Annotated in this window: 15 protein-coding genes; 7 read left to right on the forward strand and 8 right to left on the reverse strand. The window is 29.6% G+C overall.

Annotated features, from left to right (window positions below; translation table 11 throughout):
• Positions 1-15: 15 nt before the first annotated feature.
• The 4 genes from Q4512_RS06800 to Q4512_RS06815 all read right to left on the reverse strand — a co-directional run bounded on the left by Q4512_RS06800 (position 16) and on the right by Q4512_RS06815 (position 5,524).
• On the reverse strand, positions 16-660 hold the full coding sequence (locus tag Q4512_RS06800) for a hypothetical protein (protein ID WP_303423277.1): 645 nt from the start codon (positions 658-660) through the stop codon (positions 16-18).
• Positions 661-748: 88 nt separating this feature from the next.
• Positions 749-2,005: a serine hydrolase gene (locus tag Q4512_RS06805; protein WP_303423279.1), complete on the reverse strand. Its 1,257-nt coding sequence runs from the start codon at positions 2,003-2,005 to the stop codon at positions 749-751.
• A gap of 462 nt (positions 2,006-2,467) precedes the next feature.
• Positions 2,468-4,219, reverse strand: coding sequence for a helix-turn-helix domain-containing protein (locus Q4512_RS06810; RefSeq protein WP_303423281.1), 1,752 nt, complete (start codon positions 4,217-4,219; stop codon positions 2,468-2,470).
• A gap of 255 nt (positions 4,220-4,474) precedes the next feature.
• Positions 4,475-5,524: a serine hydrolase gene (locus Q4512_RS06815; RefSeq protein WP_303423283.1), complete on the reverse strand. Its 1,050-nt coding sequence runs from the start codon at positions 5,522-5,524 to the stop codon at positions 4,475-4,477.
• A gap of 367 nt (positions 5,525-5,891) precedes the next feature.
• Here Q4512_RS06815 and Q4512_RS06820 point away from each other — a divergent pair, with 367 nt between their 5' ends.
• Both Q4512_RS06820 and Q4512_RS06825 read left to right on the forward strand, forming a co-directional pair.
• Positions 5,892-8,345, forward strand: a complete 2,454-nt coding sequence (locus Q4512_RS06820; RefSeq protein WP_303423285.1) for a Plug domain-containing protein — start codon at positions 5,892-5,894, stop codon at positions 8,343-8,345.
• Between the two features lie 151 nt (positions 8,346-8,496).
• The gene (locus tag Q4512_RS06825) at positions 8,497-10,872 is read left to right on the forward strand and encodes a TonB-dependent receptor domain-containing protein (protein WP_303423289.1); all 2,376 of its coding nucleotides are present in this window, start codon (positions 8,497-8,499) and stop codon (positions 10,870-10,872) included.
• Positions 10,873-10,878: 6 nt separating this feature from the next.
• Here Q4512_RS06825 and Q4512_RS06830 read toward each other — a convergent pair whose 3' ends face one another.
• Both Q4512_RS06830 and Q4512_RS06835 read right to left on the reverse strand, forming a co-directional pair.
• The gene (locus tag Q4512_RS06830) at positions 10,879-12,114 is read right to left on the reverse strand and encodes a hypothetical protein (protein WP_303423291.1); all 1,236 of its coding nucleotides are present in this window, start codon (positions 12,112-12,114) and stop codon (positions 10,879-10,881) included.
• A complete protein-coding gene (locus Q4512_RS06835) occupies positions 12,107-13,414 on the reverse strand; it encodes a DUF4270 family protein (RefSeq protein WP_303423293.1) in 1,308 nt (435 codons plus the stop codon). The genes Q4512_RS06830 and Q4512_RS06835 overlap by 8 nt, the downstream gene beginning before the upstream one ends.
• Before the next feature lie 237 nt (positions 13,415-13,651).
• On the opposite strand from Q4512_RS06835, the gene Q4512_RS06840 reads away from it, so the two are divergent.
• From Q4512_RS06840 to Q4512_RS06860, 5 genes are all read left to right on the forward strand, one after another.
• Complete coding sequence (locus tag Q4512_RS06840) at positions 13,652-14,551, forward strand: hypothetical protein (protein WP_303423295.1); 900 nt, start codon at positions 13,652-13,654, stop codon at positions 14,549-14,551.
• Between the two features lies 1 nt (position 14,552).
• On the forward strand, positions 14,553-15,557 hold the full coding sequence (locus tag Q4512_RS06845) for a kelch repeat-containing protein (protein ID WP_303423297.1): 1,005 nt from the start codon (positions 14,553-14,555) through the stop codon (positions 15,555-15,557).
• Positions 15,558-15,645: 88 nt separating this feature from the next.
• Positions 15,646-15,996: a DUF4907 domain-containing protein gene (locus Q4512_RS06850; RefSeq protein WP_303423299.1), complete on the forward strand. Its 351-nt coding sequence runs from the start codon at positions 15,646-15,648 to the stop codon at positions 15,994-15,996.
• A 21-nt stretch (positions 15,997-16,017) separates the two neighbouring features.
• Positions 16,018-17,058: a sensor histidine kinase gene (locus Q4512_RS06855; protein ID WP_303423300.1), complete on the forward strand. Its 1,041-nt coding sequence runs from the start codon at positions 16,018-16,020 to the stop codon at positions 17,056-17,058.
• Positions 17,039-17,767, forward strand: coding sequence for a LytTR family DNA-binding domain-containing protein (locus tag Q4512_RS06860; RefSeq protein WP_303423302.1), 729 nt, complete (start codon positions 17,039-17,041; stop codon positions 17,765-17,767). The genes Q4512_RS06855 and Q4512_RS06860 overlap by 20 nt, the downstream gene beginning before the upstream one ends.
• An 86-nt stretch (positions 17,768-17,853) precedes the next feature.
• Here Q4512_RS06860 and Q4512_RS06865 read toward each other — a convergent pair whose 3' ends face one another.
• Positions 17,854-18,468, reverse strand: coding sequence for a DUF6515 family protein (locus Q4512_RS06865; protein ID WP_303423304.1), 615 nt, complete (start codon positions 18,466-18,468; stop codon positions 17,854-17,856).
• A 229-nt stretch (positions 18,469-18,697) separates the two neighbouring features.
• Complete coding sequence (locus Q4512_RS06870; protein WP_303423306.1) at positions 18,698-18,997, reverse strand: hypothetical protein; 300 nt, start codon at positions 18,995-18,997, stop codon at positions 18,698-18,700.
• Positions 18,998-19,003 lie beyond the last annotated feature (6 nt).

Here is a 19,003-nt window from a genome sequence, read left to right on the forward strand (position 1 = left end):
GTTATTGTGTTTTACTTAAAAAGTAAATCCTATATAAATGTTAGGTTCCAAGAGAAAATAGGTTTTCCACTGATTATCTATTCGTTTAAATTCTGCTGGTGTATTGGTGTCTATCATCCAATTTTGAAAATGAAATTGAGGTTCTATAAAGAATCGCTTTTTTTTACCAAAAGCAATGTGATACCCAACATGGTACGATGTGTAGAGCTTAAATCCATTTGCAATTTTTGTATTGTTTTCGTCTAGATACGTTTTGTATTGTGGTAAAACTTCGACTGTAGCAAATAACCCTTTCCAAAGCATTCGCTGATACGTAATTCCTATTCCAGTTTCTCTTACATATCCGGGATAAAATTCACTTTTAGAATCTATTTTGTCTTTTAATCCATCCCACCATTGTATTCCCATAGGTTGAAATAACCTCCAGGTAGCAAATTTTACACCAATACTATTTTTAGCATCTAATTTTCGCTTTACATGAAATTCAATGTGTTTCGTATTTGTTCTTTTTCCTCCTTTACCAATATTTCCTAGAATTATAGCAGGGAAGCTAAAGTTGTAATTATAATCGCTATGATCTGCTTTTGATAGTTCATTTTTACTTTGTGCGAAAATATTTATGGTACAAAAGCATAAAATAATTAATATACATTTTTTCATTTTTTGCTGTTATTTTATTGATTGAGATTTAATACATTAAAAAAGTTGATGCTAATTGTTGAATGGTATTAACACCAACTTATCGCTATTAATTATTTGAAATATATTGTTCAATAGCACTAGAAATAAGTGCTTTTACTTCTTCCCATTTGGATTCGTTGCCAGTAAACGTACCATCCATATTAGAGATAATAAAGTAACCTGAAGAACCATCTTTTTTTAATTGTATATGCGTGGAAACACCTAAACTATTACCACCGTGTACTAGGCTTCCATTTTTCATATACCAAAATAAGCCATGGTTTTCAGCAAAATCGGAAGGTACTAAGCCAGTTTCTAATTGCTCATGAAATAGCAAATCATAATATTCTTGAGAAAATAAAATAGAACCTTCTCCTCTAGCTCCTTTCATCATATCTAATAAATAGTTACTCATATCATCACTAGTACTATATAAGCCACCTTCTACATAGCCATGGTTTCCATATCTTGGAAATGGTGAGTTGGTGTTATAATATAGAGTTGCCACAGTTTGAAAATCGACAGCTTCAATATCAAAAGTTGTATTCGTCATTTGTAATGGATTGAGGATGTTATTTGCCACATAATCATCAAAAGATTCCCCAGATACATATTCAATAATATAACCTAACAATGAAGTAGCATCATTTGAGTAGGCCCAAACTTCACCTGGCATAGCATCTAAATAATTATCTAGATTATATAAATCGCCATCTGCATCAAAGATTTCTAATAAATAATCATCTAAATCGACTTGTTCCATTTGTTGCATACCTAGATTATTTACTAGAATGTTCCCAATATTAGTTGTTGTATCTTCTCCAAGGCGGATATAATAATTTGTTGCTATATATGTTTCGGGAACATCTACAATACCAGATGTATGTGTTACGAGATGCTTGATTTTAATCTTTCCAGTTGGTTGTTTTGGGTTATTAATGGTTATTGGTAGAAGATCATTTATATGCGTTTCTAATGTAAAAAGACCTTGTTCTATCGCTTTAGCAGCAGCAGCACCAACAAAAGTTTTACTTACTGATGCTAAGTTATTTACGGTTTGATTGGTATAAGGAATTTGATTGGCTAGATTGGCATAACCAAAAGATTGATTAAAGGCTACACTATTACCTATATTTACATTTACAGAAAACCCAGGAACATCACTAGTAGTTGCTAAATTTTCTAAATATGTTGTTAACTGCGCAGAAGTTTCAATACCAGTTGGTGTTAGATCTTGAACAGTATCATCGTCATTAGTACATGAAGTAATAAAAGTGATAATTAATCCTATTATTATAATTGATACGTGATTTATTGTTTTCATAATTGTTTTTTTGTGATTGTTTTAGTTGATTAATAAGTTTTGTAGCATTATATTAAATTCAATGTTTTATTGATTTATAACATATTTACAGTGCAAATTTGAGGTATTACTAGTTTCTAATCGTCCTAGATTATAATTCAGGACGTTCGGAATCATGTTCTTAACTGTTTTATTTACATAGCAATACAGCTTGTATTTACGGGAAAATGGTTAGGGTTTTACACTTAAAAGAAGAGTTTTGATGTCCTTATTTAGATGTTTTTTTTGAAAATATTCAATAGTCTTCAGAATATGTTTTTTTCTATACTATGAATTAGCTTGTTATTCTATTAATCGTTTTAAGTGAAAAGCATCACATTTATCTATAAATTATTTCAAACTTAGAAACAATGAGTACGTAAATCATTCTGAGATATAATTCAGTAAGAAATAAGACGAAGAAAATAAATTATTAATAAACAGTTAGTTTCCTTTAGATTTAACCCAGTGACTAGGTGTAACTCCTTCTGTTTTTTTAAAAAAAGTATTAAAAACACTCTTGGAATTAAAACCACTATCATAAGCTAATCCTAAAATAGTAATGTGTTTAAATTTTGGATCTAGAGCAATCCTTTTAAAATGGTTAAGACGATATTGATTAATAAAATCGTTGAAGTTTTTTTTAAAACTAAAGTTAAGTAACCAAGACATTTGATTAGCATTAATATTTAATTTTTGAGCCATTATACGCAACGATAAATCTGAGTTTAAAAACAACTGATCCTCTTCCATTATTTTCAATAACAATGCTTTACATTGTTTTTCTTGCGTTTTAGAAAAGAGTTGTTTAACAATAACTTCTTCTTTTACTAATTGCTCGTTAGAAAGTGCAAAAATAGTTTGTAAATATGTATTATACCTATCCAATTTTTGTAACGGTAATAATAAAGGATCTACTTTTAGTAGTGTCATTAACGGCTCTTTATGCATAATCCCAATTTCCATCATATCTAGCGCTGCATCGTACTTACCAATTAATGTATAAATGTAAATTAAAAAAAATCGTACTCTTTCACGACTATCAGATTCCAACAAGAGTAATAAAGCTTTAATATTAGCTTTTTGTTTTTCCTTTTTATCTTGTAAACAAAATGCAATAGTAGTCATTATTAAATGCTCTACTTTAGCGCCTTCAATTTCTGGCAAACGATTCGCTACGTTAATTATTTCTTGAGGTTTATTTTGTAAGGCTAGAGCAAGTGCGTAAATACCATAACCAACAATAAATCGATTATTTATTTCAAAACAACGATTAAAATAGATGTTAACACCTTGAAAGTCTTTATTTACATAGGCATTATAAGCCATAAAATAATTGTTTAAATCATTTAATGGGTCCAAACTATATGCTTTGTTTATGTGGTAATTTGCATCCGTAAAATTACCTTCTAAAATTAAAGTAATAAAAAGTTTTTGATGCGCATCTGAATATCCTGGTTTTAATTTTAATGCTTTTTGTAAATGTAAGTTTGCGGTTTTAAAATCCCAATTTTTATTTAAAGCATTCCAACCAAAAGAATGATGTACTTCTGGCAGATTTACATTTAATTCGTGAGATTTTTTAAGGTAAACTTCACCTATATTAAATGCATCTTTTACGGGCATTAATCCACCAGCTGCCATACTATTATACGCATAATGTATGTATACATGCGCTAAAGCAAAATTAGGAAATTTTTCTATAATTCCTTTTAAAATAGAAATTCCTTTTAAAATTGCATGTTTATTAAATTGGCTTGTTAATTTTTTTGCTTTCAAAAAATTTTGATACGCATGTGTGGATATATTTGGGTGTTCTACTAATTGCTCATTAACTTCAAAATGCCCAAAATTCTCTCTTATTTTATCTGCAATTAAAAGACTAATTTCATCTTGAAGCTCAAAAATATCAGAAAGTTCTCTGTCAAAATTACTAGACCAAAAATGTCCGCCATCTATAGTATTAATTAATTGCGCAGTAATTCTAATTCTTTTTTGAAAAACTCGTATACTGCCTTCTAAGACTGTTGCCACTCCTAATTGATTACCAATATGTCGAACATCAATATTTTTATTTTTAAATGCAAATGAAGAGGTTCTTGCTATAACTTTTAGCCCATTTACAGTAGTTAATGCATTAATTATTTCTTCGGTAATACCATCACAGAAATAATCATTATCAATATTATTACTCATATTGACAAAAGGTAATACTGCTATGGATTTTTGGTTAATCAAAGTATTATTTTATTAAAGCAAATGTATAAAAGAATGAAAACATAAAAAAGCTAAAGAAAATTTTATTAAGTAACTATATAACAAACAATTACACACGAACAGTCTTTTTCAATTCTGCTTATTGTTAAAAAAAGTGATTCCACCTAAAGTTACTATTATTTTAAAGAGGAGTCCTTGCTTCTTGCTCCTCAATGTCATTTTAAATAAACTTAATTACTTAGATTTTCGTAAGATTTTAACAACTCGCGAATGTGTTATTTGCAACAAATTCCATTGGTATCCATTAAAATCAGTGGTATTCATAAATTGAATAACAACCGCATCAATATCTTTATGATATTCAGCCATACTTTGGTAACCTGGTGCCAACCCTCCATGATTAAACTCATAAAGTGAGGTGTAGATTTCCATCTCTTTTTTATTAAGTAAAGTGCCATTATTTAAAGCTCTTAAAAAGATTCCAACATCTTCAGCTGTAGCTATCATCATTCCTTGATTCTCATTTTTAAAGTCCTTTTCAATTCCCACATAGTAACCGCTCATAACATCCTCTATATTTACATCATCAAGAGAACCAAAAGTATTTTTCAATCCTAATGGTATTAAAATTTCTTCTTCGAAATATTGCTGACGACTATAACCTACCACTTTCTCAAGGATTCGAGAAAGTAACAAATAATTGGTGTTGGAGTAACCATAATCTTTGTTAGGTTCAAAGTTTGCTGGCAAATCAAGTGCATATTCAAGTACATCTATATTTTTGTTTGGTTGATTTTTCCAAAAGGCAGCACTGTCTGTAAAATTTGGGATGCCACTTCTGTGTTGCACCATCATTCTAAGTGTGATTTTATCTGCATTTTCAATTCTCCCAATAAGTTCAGGAAAATACTCTGAGAGCGTTTTATCTAAATATATACGATTTTCGTTTGCCAATTTTGTGATAGCAACTGCTACATATAGCTTGCTGATACTAGCTATTTTGAATAAAGCCTTTGGGTTTGCAGGTATTTTAAGATCTCGATTATGATAACCAGCTGCATAAAACGCTGGTGGCTTACCGCCTTCATCTACGTATACAATAACACCATCAAAACCATAACTTAAGGACTCATCTACTTGCTCCTGAATCGTATTTGGCAGTGGTAATATCCATGCCTTTACTAAAACCCAAGGTACAAACCATAAGGAAATTAAAGTACCAGTAAACAATATGATTCTAAATATTTGCTTGACTTTAGTTGGTTTTCGAGTTGACTTATTCATATATATAAAATATAACTATTTTTTGTTGTTACTAATTTATGGTATAAATATATTTTAGATTATACTAGTAATAGTATTTAAACTACCGAATTGTAGTATACTATGGATGAACTGATAATTGCTTATTTTTTAAATACATTTGAATTGAAAAACTTTGTTTCTAAATATTTTCTTTTCTAGAATTTTATTCAAAATCTCCATGAATTAAGTTTATAATTTGTTTGTTATTTGTTTGTTATTTGAATCGACCCATTAAACCAAAATTCATTTTATAAGTCTAATAATAAATACTTTTTACAAAACCCTATAATATATTGATTTATATTACTTTTGAAAGAATAAACTTATAAAGAAATACACTAGAAGCATGTTAAAAAAAATCACCATTTTCACTAGCCTAATGCTACTTTTATCTTTTACCATACCTAATAATTTTAGTGCGCTAGTATTAAAAAAATTAGAAGCGTACTCTAGTGATTATCCTGAAAAAATTTATGTAAAAACAGACAAACCATATTATACTATTGGTGATGATATTTGGTATGCTGCATATCTAGTAAATGGTATTAATCATAAAGCATCTAGTAAAAGTAATGTTATTTATGTAGAATTAGTTAACGACAAAGATTCAATTGTGTCTCAAAAAAAACTATATACTAATGATTTGAGTGTTGCTGGTGATTTTGAAATCAATAAAGAATGGAAAGCTGGTACTTATGTTTTAAGAGCGTATACCAACTATATGCGAAATAGTGATGCTTCTTTTTTCTTTAAAAAAGAAATTCCTATTTGGGATGTCAAAGCTTTTAGCGAAAATGAAACACTAGAAATTGCTACAAATACAACAACTCCCAAAGAAGAAACTATTACCCAAAGACCAGACCTACATTTTTACCCAGAAGGTGGGTATTTAGTTCAAGGGCTTCCTTCAAAAGTTGGAATAAAAGTAAAAGACATAAAAAATAAAACAATACTTCTTGAAGGTGTAATTAAAGACCAAGAGAACAATACCATTACTCAATTTAAAACTTTTGAATTTGGTTTAGGCTTTTTTGCACTAACACCTGAACCTAATAAAACCTATTACGCAAGTATGGTTATTAATGGTAAGGAAGAAAAATACGAACTTCCAAAACCATTACCACAAGGATTTAATTTAAATTTATTAAATAATGGTCAAGAAATAATACTAAAAGTAAACGCTAATAATTCTATCGGATTATTAAATTCTTTTTTAGTAGTGCACCAACGTGGAAAAATCATTTTTCAAAAACTAGAAACAACAGGAACAAATTCGTATACCGTAAAACTAAATACTTCTAAATTAAACGCTGGTGTTACTAGCTTTACGTTATTTAATAATGAAGGAAAACCAGTATGCGAACGTTTAGCTTTTGTGGATAATCCAGATAAAAATGTTACGCTTTCTCTAAATGCAGATACTAAAACACCTCAAGAAAGAGAAAAAGTAACACTTCAATTAGACTTAAAAGATACCAATGGAAATCCAGTATCTGGAAATGTATCTTTAACTATCAATGATTTAGATGCTGTAGAAAAAAGTTCTAGAAGCGAAAATATTAAAACTTATTTATTATTAAATTCAGACCTAAGAGGTGCAATAGAAGACCCAGGCTATTTCTTTGAAAAAGAAAACGATTCTAAACGTCGATTTTTACTAGACTTAGTAATGTTTACACATGGTTGGAATAGATTTACTTGGAATGCGCTTTTATACCAACAAAAAAATAAAATGCAATATTCAATAGAAAATGGTATTTCTATTGCTGGACAAACACGAGCTTTAAAAGAAAAAAACACACGAATTTCGGCAGCTACTAGATTAACTTTTATGGGAGCTTTACCACATCAAGAGTTAACACAATCGAATGCAAACGGACAATTTAATTTTGGCCCTTTTGTATTTTACGATTCTATTCCTACACTTGTAGAAGCCCGTGTAAAGGAATTTAAAAGTGATTATAAAAAAAATAGAGATGTCGGTATTTTTTTGAACAATAGTACCTACCGTAGCCCCTTATTTTCGAATACTAATGTTATAAAACCAAATACTCTTAATACTTCTATAATTACCAACTTTATGAAGCAAGCACAGAATATTTCAGAAATCGATACTAAATATTTACAAGGTACCCAGCTATTAGATGAAGTGATTATTAATGCACAAAAGGAAACAGCTGAAGAACTTCGTGAAGAAGCACTAAATAATAGAGCTGGTAATAGTTTTCCAACACATCGAATAGACATGAATGATTATCCAAATTCGGAAACATTAAGTATCTATGATTTACTTAATAGATTGCCAGGTGTGACGGCTTATAATAATACTATATCTATACGAAATGGCGGGCAACCTGTTATATTATTAGATGGTATTCGTGTAGAAATAGAAGACATCACTTTTTTGAGAGGAATGGATATCGAATTTATTGATATTAATACAAGTACATCTATAATTAGTAATAGTTCTAATGGTGTAATTTCAATATTTACAAAACTTGGAAATGGTATTTTATTAAATGTTAAACGCGAACCAGGAATTATCGATTTTTACTATCCTGGTTTTTATACCGCTAGAGAATTTTACTCTCCAGATTATGCCGATAGCTTTTATGATAGTTCCAAACAAGACGTACGAACCACTTTATACTGGCAGCCTAAAATAGTAATAAACAAAAATGCTGAGGCAGAAATTTCTTTTTTTACCAGTGATTCTAATAGTAAATATGCTATAGAAATAGAAGGTATTAGTACGGAAGGTATTCCTGTGTACCATTTATCTACTTTCGAGGTAGAGTAAACAAACATTCTGTATAGTTGTATTAAACTTAGCACCTTTTTTAAGAAAAGGGTAAATGTTATGCAAACAATTGAAAATTTCAAAAAAATATATTTTCAATTCAAACCACGAAAAGGTATCTTCGCTAGTATATTTTACAACAGCTAATGTTATGATTTTCAATAGGCTTTATTTTTTATGTATTCTTTTATTCTGTCTTTGCTTCTCTCCTATTTATGCACAAAACACTGTAACCCTTGTTGGTGAAGTTTTAGAAGAACATACAAATACGCCTATAATTTTTGCAAACGTTACTTTACTCGATACCAATTCTAATGCTGCTATAACTGGCGCTATTACATTGGAAGATGGTTCGTTTGTATTAAAAACACAAGCTACCAATTTTTATATACAAATAAGTTATATTGGTTATGCAACTACTACCATTAGGAACTACAAAACTGTAAATAACCAAATTGATCTAAATACCATATATTTAGAACAAACTCTTGAAGGCTTAGATGAAGTTATAGTTCGTGCCGAAACCTCTCAAACCGAATTTAAACTAGACAAACGTATCTTTAATGTGGGTAAAGATTTAAGTGCTACAGGTGCTAGTGCTTTAGAAGTTTTAAATAATGTGCCTTCGGTAAATGTGAATATTGAAGGTGTAATTAGTTTACGTGGTGGTCAAGGAGTTCAAATACTGATTAATGGAAAACCTTCGGTTATTGCAGCAGATGATGGTAATGTACTGGGTACTATTACTGCAGATATGATTGAGAAAATTGAAGTTATTACTAATCCATCTGCAAAATATGACGCACAAGGAACTTCCGGAATTATTAATATCATTATTAAAAAATCGGAAAAGAAAGGTTTAAACGGCTCTGCATCTTTAAATGTTGGTGTACCAAATAGCAATAGCTTTGGCTTAAGTGTTAATAAACGTACCGAAAAATTCAATTTGTTTAGTCAGCTGGGATTCGGGATTAGAACTTATCCAGATACACGCGAATCTATAAATAAAGATCTCGTTAACAACACTTCTATAACCAGTATTGGAGAAAGTGAGTTTGATGAAAAATTTACTAATATTCTTATTGGTACCGATTATCATTTAAACGATAGAAATGTAATTACGCTTTCTGGTTCGTATGCTTACGAAGTAGAAGACCAATGGGCCAAAACTGATTATGATGCATTAGATGCTTCTAATTCGATAACCGATCGATGGCTTCGAGATGAAAAAACAGAAGCCACAAACCCAAAAGTACGTTATGAATTGGTTTATAAGAGCGACTTTAAAAGACACGAAAATCAGAGTCTCTTGTTTAGTGCTTTAGGTCGATATTTTAGAAAAGACCAATCTTCTATATTTGAGGATAGTACTAGTTTTGGTGATTTGGAAGATGCGCAACAAGAATCGAGAACCGACTATAAATTAGAAGAATATACTTTCAAACTAGATTATACACATCCTTTTTTAGAAAAATACACTTTAGAAACTGGTGCACAATTTGCTATTAACAATGTGTCTAATGATTTTGCTGTAAGTGATTTAGTAGATGGGAATTGGGTAAATAACTTAGATGTAACTAATGTATTTGATTTAGATCAAAACGTTTTTGCTATGTACGCTACTGGAGCATATGAAGGCGAAAAATGGGGCATTAAATTAGGGCTTCGAATGGAAAACACACTTATTAATACGGTATTACAAACCACCAACGAATCGGATACTCAAAATTATACCAATGTATTTCCAAGTGCGCATACTTCATATAAAGTATCCGATAATTTTTCGTTACAAGCTGGATATTCTAAACGTATTAACAGACCTAATTTGCGACAGTTAAATCCGTTTTCTAACATTAGGAATAACTTTAGCATATCAGAAGGAAACCCAGATTTACAACCAGAATTTACAGATTCTTATGAGGTTACCAGTATTCATAAATTTGATAAAGCATCTTTAAACTTCAGCCTATATAATAGATACACAAAAGATGCTGTAGAATACATCACTGTTTTTGAAGATAATGTAAGTATTTCTCGTCCAGAAAATATTGGAACAGACAACACCACAGGTTTTGAAATGAATGGAAAATATAGTCCTTTAGACTGGTTAACCATAAATGGTGATTTTAATATTAATTATTATGATAGAAAAGGAGTTTATGCATCAGAATCCTTTGATTTTAAAGGAAGAATTTGGTCTACTAGTTTAACTTCTAAATTCAAACTTCCTGCAAAATTTGATTTTGAAATATCTGGAAATTATATCTCCAATTATGAAACCTTACAACAAGAAGTTTCCGAAAATAAATATGTAGATATCGGCTTAAGAAAAAAAATAGTGAAAGGCAAAATCATTCTTAACTTAAGTGTTCGCGATGTATTTGCATCTCGATTAGATGAAACGACTACATCGCAACCAGACTTTTATTTATATACTACGCGCCAACGAGGACGCTTTATAACTTTTGGTGTAAGTTATGGTTTTGGTAAAGGAGAAGCTATGGAATTCTCTGGACAACGAAGATAATACGGCTTATTCATACTTTGTTTTTTGAAACCATTTATCGGATAATGAGATATTAATATTTAATGTATTGATATATTCTTCTACCAAAATACTTTCTGTAGTTCCTTTTTTACTTAAGGAATATGAAATATTTAAAAGCGATCTTCTACCAATTGGTAATCCGATACCTAATGAAGCTGCATAGGTGTCTATTTTTTTATCGTCGACTTTTAGATATCCAGAATTATAATTTAATCCCAATCTATAATCTACAAGGTCCCAATATTTATTTCCGTTAGGGTTTCTAGTGTAAGCAGCTCCTAAAGCAAAAATATTTTGATCGGTAAAATTACCAATAGCATCCGATTGATTGGTAGAAGACCAAAAACTTCGATTATAATCTGCCGTTACTAAAATGTTTTTAAATGAAGTACTATAACCAATTCCTACTTTTAAAGGAAGGTTAAAATTATCAATGCCTTCTCCATCGGTATCTTCTAATAAGATATAAGTGTCATTAGAGTACTTACTAATTCTTACATCTTTACTTCCTTTTAAAATAGTTGGAAAATCTACAGTTAAACCAAAATTATGTGTATCTAAATATTTATATTGAAAACCTAATCCTAACTGTGCACCATTATAATAATTACTTTCGGTAATAGCCAAATAACTTTCGTCTGTAGCAATGGTTTCGGTTTCTTCAATTTTCCCAAATAAATATGATATTTTAGCACCTACATTTAGGTTTTTAAATAGGTATCTTCCATAGTCTAATCGTAATTCATTTAATCCACCAGAACCTTCCACATTAGTGGTAAAGGTTTCATTACTACCTTCAATATTACTTTGTAAACCTATTAAAGAGTAGCCAACAGAGGTAGCAGGTTTTAACGTTAATCCCATACCATACTTCCCTTTACTATTAAATCCTAAAGAAATATTTGTAAATTGACTGGTGATGCTTTGTTCTTTTATGTCATCGGCAAAAACATTGATAATTTCTGCTGAACCTCCAAAATCAAATACAAATTCATCCTCTGGTATGGTAGCAAAAGAAGCCGAGTTTGTTAAGTTAATTCCCTTACTAGCATCTAAAGAAATTCCTGTCTTACCTAAACCACTATTTCTTCCTGTATTCGAATTATTCTCTACTCCTAACCCAAAAAGTGAATACGGTGAACTGGTAAGATTATTGGTTTGCGAATAACCATGCATCGATAAGAGTATTATTAAAACAATGCTATAATTAGATTTATTCATATACTGCATAGGTTACAATTAATTTTGTTTGATAATCAGATTTCTGACTGTCATTAAATATTATTTTATTTATAGAAGAATTATAATCCTCTGGAATTACAATTAGTGCATCTTCTGTCTCTGGGCTTTCGCTTAATTTTTGATCAATAAAATCAATCACAGGAACCGAATAAACAAGTTGATTAAATTCTGAATTATCGGAACTTAATGTTGCAGTTACTTCAATTTCATTATTAGAAATTAGTGTTGCTAAATCGTTGTTTTGATCAATAGTATATAGTAGTAAGGATTCACTTAGTGGTTGAATTTCGGAATACGAATCGAGATTTGGTTCTATATAAAGTGTTGCTTCCAATATGGTGCCTTCGTTACCAATATCGTAGATGTTTTTTATCGTAGGGAATTCAATTTTTGTAACATAACCTGTACCCGCTTGATTGTAACTTATATTATTACTTGCAGAGGACGAAAGATTATATTCTTGGTCTGTTATCCATTCTAAAGGCAAACCACTAACATCACTTTCTATATGGTTAAAATACGTGTTTAAAGTTATATCATAAGAATATGTATCACTTTCAAACTCACCAGGAATGCTATAATAAAATCGAATATAGGTGTCTTCGCTATTTGTTGAAAAGCCAATTACAGAACCATTATTATTTGGATCTGGATGTATGGTTAGTCCTTTTAATTGTTGGTAAAAAGTTTCTGCATCTGTAATAATATTGTCTCTAATACCGTCAAATATCGATGCTCCAAAATCGTAAGGAAGTGAAACAACCAAGGAATCTTTATTTGGAGTTGGATAATACTCTTTAGTTACCAAAGGAGAAGCTTCGTAACCAAATTCGGTGGTATTATAAAAGAAGGAATCCTCTGTCGTTAATTTATCGGTAAGTTTATGAATGTTTAATGTTGCAACTTGAGTAGTATCGTTATAGTAATAGGTATCATAACCAAGTATTAAATCAACACTATCTAATACAGCATCATTATCTAAGTAATAATTATATGTATTTAGTTGAAAATAAGAAGATGCATTTATTGTTCCCATTTCTTCATCTCTATATTGCCCAACCAAGAGTCTATCATTTGCAGAACTAATAATAGAATCAAACTTAATAGTAGATAATGCCACAGTAAAAGTATCTATCGAATACACCTTTATATTTGTACTTGTAAAATCTTCGCCAGCTAAAAGACTAGCATCTTCTGTTTCTGATGAACAAGAAATTATAGATAATAATATAGCTATAACAGTTATTAAGGGTATTAATTTTTGATGTGATGTAAACATATGATTTTTAGTATTTGTACAAATCAACCACCCTTTACATCTAATAAAAAGTCAAATATACAGACCGCTTTAATGTATCTACAAACGCCAAAATTTATACTACTAAACACGGCTACTGTGTTTGTAGATTAAAAAGCATTGCTTGTCTACAAAAAAAGAGGATAGGTATATTTTGTAATTAATCTAAAGGTATAGGTAGTATGTTAGCACTCGATCTGTAAAAAAATATTACACTTAATGAGTAAAAGAGCGATACATTATATAACCTTTAGTTTGTTTTCTTTGGTGTCTTTTGGACAAGAAGTCTTAACGACTACTAATCCAGAAGATTTAATTAATGTAGATTATGAAATCTACCCAAACGTAAATGATGTTCAAATAAAAAATAAAACAGTTGCTATTAACTTCGCTTCCTTACTAGATACCTCTAAATTTAATTTTGGATTAAACTATACCTACAATACTATAGATTTTAATGATCATGATACGCATAATGATTTTAATGCTTTTGAAGAGTTACACACCATACAAGCCTTTGCGCAATATAAAAAAGCACTTATAAATACATGGGATGCAGAGTTCACCATTGCTCCTTATATCTATTCTACATTAAATAAAAAAATTACAAAAGAGGATTTTGTATTAAGCTACAAAGCAAATTTTATTAAAACTTGGGATAAAAACGGACTTAAATCCTATTTAAAATTAGGAGCTGGTTATGGTTCCTTATTTGGTAAGCCAAACTTTTATCCTATAATTTCATATACTAGTACTATAAATGAAAAGTTTAAATACGAAATAGGAATTCCTGTTACCGGAGCTTATTATAAAATAAATAATCATAATACGCTTCAAATTACAGCAAAACCAGAATCTATATATGCTAATAATGCATCTAATTTTATGTTAGATACTAATGAAATGATTTCGGATTCGAAATTAGAATTCAAAGCCATAAAATTAGCACTTGGTTACTCCTATCGATTAGATAAAAATTGGACAACAAAATGTAATGTAGGCTATTTAACAAATAGTGAACTTACCATAAAAGAGAATGACAATAAAATATATGATTTTGATTCCACAGAATCACTATCTATAAACGTAGGTCTTAGTTTTAATTTAAATAAAAAGTGAAATGAAAAAAACGATTAACAAAACAACATTAAAATTTATTTATTTATGCACACTAAGTGTGCTATTTTTAAATTGTAGTAACGATGACGACAGTGATGATACTGTAGGAAACTGGGTGAAAAAATCCACATTTAATGAAGATGCAAGAAGTAGTTCAACCGCATTTACCATTGGTAATATTGGCTATATGGGAACAGGTTATGATGGTGATGATTATTATAGTGATTTTTGGAGCTATAATATGGATACCAACTCTTGGCAACAATTATCCGATTTTCCTGGTTTAGAAAGAAGTTCTGCGGTATCCTTTGTAATTAATGGTGAAGGGTATATAGGAACTGGTTATAATGGCGATTCTGCAGACGAATTATCCGATTTCTATAAGTATAATAGCAATACGAATAGCTGGACCCAAATAGCAGATTTTGCTGGATCGGCACGTTATGGTGCTGTTGGATTTGGATCTGACACCTATGGCTATATTGGTACCGGATATGATGGTAGTGATAAAAAAGACTTCTGGAAATACGACCCAATAGCAGATACTTGGGAAGAAACTTTTGGATTTGGTGGAGATAAAAGAAGAGATGCAGTAACATTTACCATTGGTGATGATGTATATATGACAACCGGAATTAGTAATGGTGTTTACGAAGAAGATTTTTGGGTATTTAATCTAAATACTGAAGAATGGACAGAACTAGAAGATATTGACGAAGACTACGATTATATTACTAGATCTAATGCTGTTGCTTTTACAATAAATGGTTTAGGCTATATCGCTTGTGGAGATTTTGGAACCAGTATTAGCTCGGTTTATGAATATGATCCTTCCGATCAAGAATGGGAAGAAAGAACAGAGTTTGAATTATACGCAAGAAGAGATGCTGTATCTTTTAGTAATGGCGAACGTGCTTTTGTAGCTCTTGGTAGAAATGGTACATTATATCTAGATGATAATATGGAATTTTTTCCAAATGAAGAACAAGATGATGATGATAATTAAACCATACAACTTTTAGATTAATAGCTAAATTTGAGTCAGAATAATATAGTAATTCTGTATGGTTCTGACTCTTTTTAAATTAAATACAATGAAAAAGATATATAACTATATTGCAGTTTTTTCAACAATTTCGGTGCTAACTATTTTGTTTTTCTATTTTCAATCGGTAAATTCAGTATCGAATATAGTAGAAGAATCTCCATATACTTTAAAGGTTTTATCAAAAGAAGATTTTTGGATATATGAGGTATATAACAAGGATAATTTGTTTATTCGCCAAGAATATATTCCTGCAGCAAATGGGAAACAAGTTTTTCAATCGAAAGAAGATGCAGAAAAAATGGGGAAAGTTGTAATAGCAAAACTTGCTCATGATAGGTTTCCAGTAATTAATTTAAGAGATCTTCAAAACAATAATATTAATTTTAAGAAAATATAAAAGGTAATTAATTATTCCAATTTGAAAAAGAAAATATCCTATAAAGAAATTATAATACACACCATCGTTTGGATATGTATAAGTATTTTTCCGTTGCTAACGGCTTATATTGATTTGGGAGAAGTACCATCTGATATGTATTTAAGGCAAGCTATGCGACCTATTCTTTTTTATGTTAATTACTCCATTTTTGTACCTTACTTATTACTAAGACGTAAACTGTTTTTATATATAATAATTTCTATTGTTTTTCTATTTCTATATAATTATATCTCTGAGGAAATAATTTTTAGTGAGTTTAGAAATAACATGCCAAAACCTCCTAATAATCGTGGGGGTCCTTTTGGTTTAAGACACGCTATACCTATAGTGTTTTCATTATCTATCTTTTTATTAGGTGGGATTTTCAGCTTAGTAGTAGACTTTTATAAAAGAGATCGATTATCTAAAGAACTACAAAATGAACAAAAAGATATTAAGCTTCAGTTTTTAAGAAATCAATTAAATCCACACTTTTTATTTAATTCCTTAAATAGTATTTATTCTTTAGTTAGAAGTAAATCGGATGATGCTCCAGAAGCAGTAATTACACTATCTGAATTAATGCGTTACATGCTTTATGAAGTTGGTGACAAACAAGTTCTGTTAGAAAAAGAAATCAATTATATTACAAATTATATCGCTTTACAACGATTGCGACTTAAAAATACGGAAGCTGTTAAAGTGAATATTAATGGCGAAACAAGAAATTTAAAAATATATCCTTTATTATTAATTTCTTTCATTGAAAATGCCTTTAAATATGGCACAGATTACAAAGGAAACACGCAAATTGATATAAAGATTAAAGTAACGAATAATAAACTAATTTTTAAAGTAGAAAATATAATTGGACTTTATAAACGGGATATAAAAAATTCTGGTGTTGGATTAAAGAATATTGAAAATCAGCTCAATTATTTGTATAAAAACAATCATGAATTGATTATAAATGAAGACAAAACACATTATAAAGTACATTTAACCTTAAACCTGAATGATGATGAAGTGTATAATAATTGATGACGAACCTTTAGCGATTGATATTATTGAATCGTATTGCCAAGCAATTGGTGGTATTGAAGTAATAAGTACATTTACGAATGCCATTGAAGCGCTAGACTTTATAAATAATAATACTATTGATCTGGTTTTTTCGGATATTGAAATGCCAAACATTTCTGGAATAGAGCTTATAAAATCTTTAGAAGGAAAAATACCTTATTTTATTTTTACTACTGCTTACCCACAATACGCTTTAGAAGGTTTTGATTTAAATGCTGTAGATTATTTAGTGAAGCCTATCCCCTTTCCTCGCTTTATTAAGGCGGTGAATAGAGTTAAAGAAATGATTAAATTAAATGATAATAACACTTCAATAAATTTTTCATCTGCTGGTGGAGAAACTAAAACGCATGAAGACGATTTTATATTTGTTAAATCGGAATATGAAAATCTAAAAATCGATATTAATAGCATCAAACACATTCAAGGTTTAAAAGATTATTTAAAAATTCATTCTGAAGATGCTAGACCTATTTTAACATTGATGAGCTTTAAAGAAATTCAGTCTAAATTACCTGAAAATACCTTTATAAGAGTACACCGATCGTATATTGTTAATGTAAATAAAATTACATCCATTCAAAAAAATAGAATTGTAATAAAAGAAGAAAAAATCCCTATAGGAGAAAGCTATAAATCTATGGTATATAGCAGATTGAATATTTAATTCTAAAATAAACACATCAAAAAGGAGAATAGTAATACAACTATTCTCCTTTTTTGCTATTCATCAATTAATCACTATATTTTCATTTATTCTATATCAATAATACCAACAACTTCGTAAGCTCTAGTACCATCTATTTGCACTTTTTCGTATAAAATATTAGCATACTCATAATACGTTTGACCATCTATTACTACTTTTTCATAATCATTAGGTAATTCGTAAACTACTGTACCTACCATTGGTTCTACAACTTCATATTCATTATTTATATTGATGTAAAAAATACCATCTACATTATAATAATAATCGTTGTTAAAATGTACCCTTCTATAGTTTGTTGGTAGTGTTTTAATTCTAAATCCAACTTTTGGAGCAATAACTACATAATGGCCTCTAGATTGTGTATAGAATTTATTATTAGAATAATAATAATTTTGACCTTTATGGTTAACGACTGTTCTATTTGGTACATTTCTAACCGAAACCACTTTCTTTTTTGGTGTTTTATAGGTTACTTGATTGCTAGATACTCTTCTGCTTGTAGTCGTATTATTTTTAACAGGTGTTGTTCTAGTTGTTTTTTCTGTTTTATTTGTTGTAGTAGTAGTTGTGTTTCTTCGTGTTTGCGCTGTAACTTGTGTGGTTATAGCTACCATAAATAAAGATGGTAATACGAATGTTTTTATAAAAGATTTCATAATTTTTAATTTTTAAGGTTATACATTTTCTGTTACTAGTAAGACTCTTTTTCTTAATCTTAGTTTAAAGATATTTACAATGCACCTACAAAAAAAGAGAAATAGATAGTTGCTTAAATTGTATCGACCAAAAAGGATTTTTTATAGATTTCATTGGTACGCTACGCTTTAAAATAGAAGAGGTATGCTATAAAGCATACCTCTTCTATTTTGTAATGCAAAGAAAATATTATTTCAATAAACTTAATAAACCTGTTAATTCTGTTAGGTTTAAGCTTGAATTACTATCTGTATCTAAAACATTAAAGTTGTCAGCAACAGATCCAATTGCTTCTGTGGTGCTTATTGCCTCATCTTTATTAGTGTCTAATAAACTAAATAGACTTGTAATTTGTTGTACTGTAGAATTAGAACTCAATGAGCTTAATAATGTTGCAGCATTTGCAACTGAAGATGTGTCTACATTTTTTACAGTATTACAACTAAATACTGTAGATACTAGAGCCAATGACAATATAATTTTTTTCATAATATA

It is taken from the genome of Oceanihabitans sp. 2_MG-2023 (assembly GCF_030547245.1).
Classification (GTDB): domain Bacteria; phylum Bacteroidota; class Bacteroidia; order Flavobacteriales; family Flavobacteriaceae; genus Oceanihabitans.

What these genes read in the sequence shown, in the direction of transcription:
- Q4512_RS06800 (WP_303423277.1), bottom strand. Translation starts at nt 660, where the DNA reads ATGAAAAAATGTATATTAATTATTTTATGCTTTTGTACCATAAATATT.
- Q4512_RS06805 (WP_303423279.1), bottom strand. Translation starts at nt 2,005, where the DNA reads ATGAAAACAATAAATCACGTATCAATTATAATAATAGGATTAATTATC.
- Q4512_RS06810 (WP_303423281.1), bottom strand. Translation starts at nt 4,219, where the DNA reads ATGAGTAATAATATTGATAATGATTATTTCTGTGATGGTATTACCGAA.
- Q4512_RS06815 (WP_303423283.1), bottom strand. Translation starts at nt 5,524, where the DNA reads ATGAATAAGTCAACTCGAAAACCAACTAAAGTCAAGCAAATATTTAGA.
- Q4512_RS06820 (WP_303423285.1), top strand. Translation starts at nt 5,892, where the DNA reads ATGTTAAAAAAAATCACCATTTTCACTAGCCTAATGCTACTTTTATCT.
- Q4512_RS06825 (WP_303423289.1), top strand. Translation starts at nt 8,497, where the DNA reads ATGATTTTCAATAGGCTTTATTTTTTATGTATTCTTTTATTCTGTCTT.
- Q4512_RS06830 (WP_303423291.1), bottom strand. Translation starts at nt 12,114, where the DNA reads ATGAATAAATCTAATTATAGCATTGTTTTAATAATACTCTTATCGATG.
- Q4512_RS06835 (WP_303423293.1), bottom strand. Translation starts at nt 13,414, where the DNA reads ATGTTTACATCACATCAAAAATTAATACCCTTAATAACTGTTATAGCT.
- Q4512_RS06840 (WP_303423295.1), top strand. Translation starts at nt 13,652, where the DNA reads ATGAGTAAAAGAGCGATACATTATATAACCTTTAGTTTGTTTTCTTTG.
- Q4512_RS06845 (WP_303423297.1), top strand. Translation starts at nt 14,553, where the DNA reads ATGAAAAAAACGATTAACAAAACAACATTAAAATTTATTTATTTATGC.
- Q4512_RS06850 (WP_303423299.1), top strand. Translation starts at nt 15,646, where the DNA reads ATGAAAAAGATATATAACTATATTGCAGTTTTTTCAACAATTTCGGTG.
- Q4512_RS06860 (WP_303423302.1), top strand. Translation starts at nt 17,039, where the DNA reads ATGAAGTGTATAATAATTGATGACGAACCTTTAGCGATTGATATTATT.
- Q4512_RS06865 (WP_303423304.1), bottom strand. Translation starts at nt 18,468, where the DNA reads ATGAAATCTTTTATAAAAACATTCGTATTACCATCTTTATTTATGGTA.
- Q4512_RS06870 (WP_303423306.1), bottom strand. Translation starts at nt 18,997, where the DNA reads ATGAAAAAAATTATATTGTCATTGGCTCTAGTATCTACAGTATTTAGT.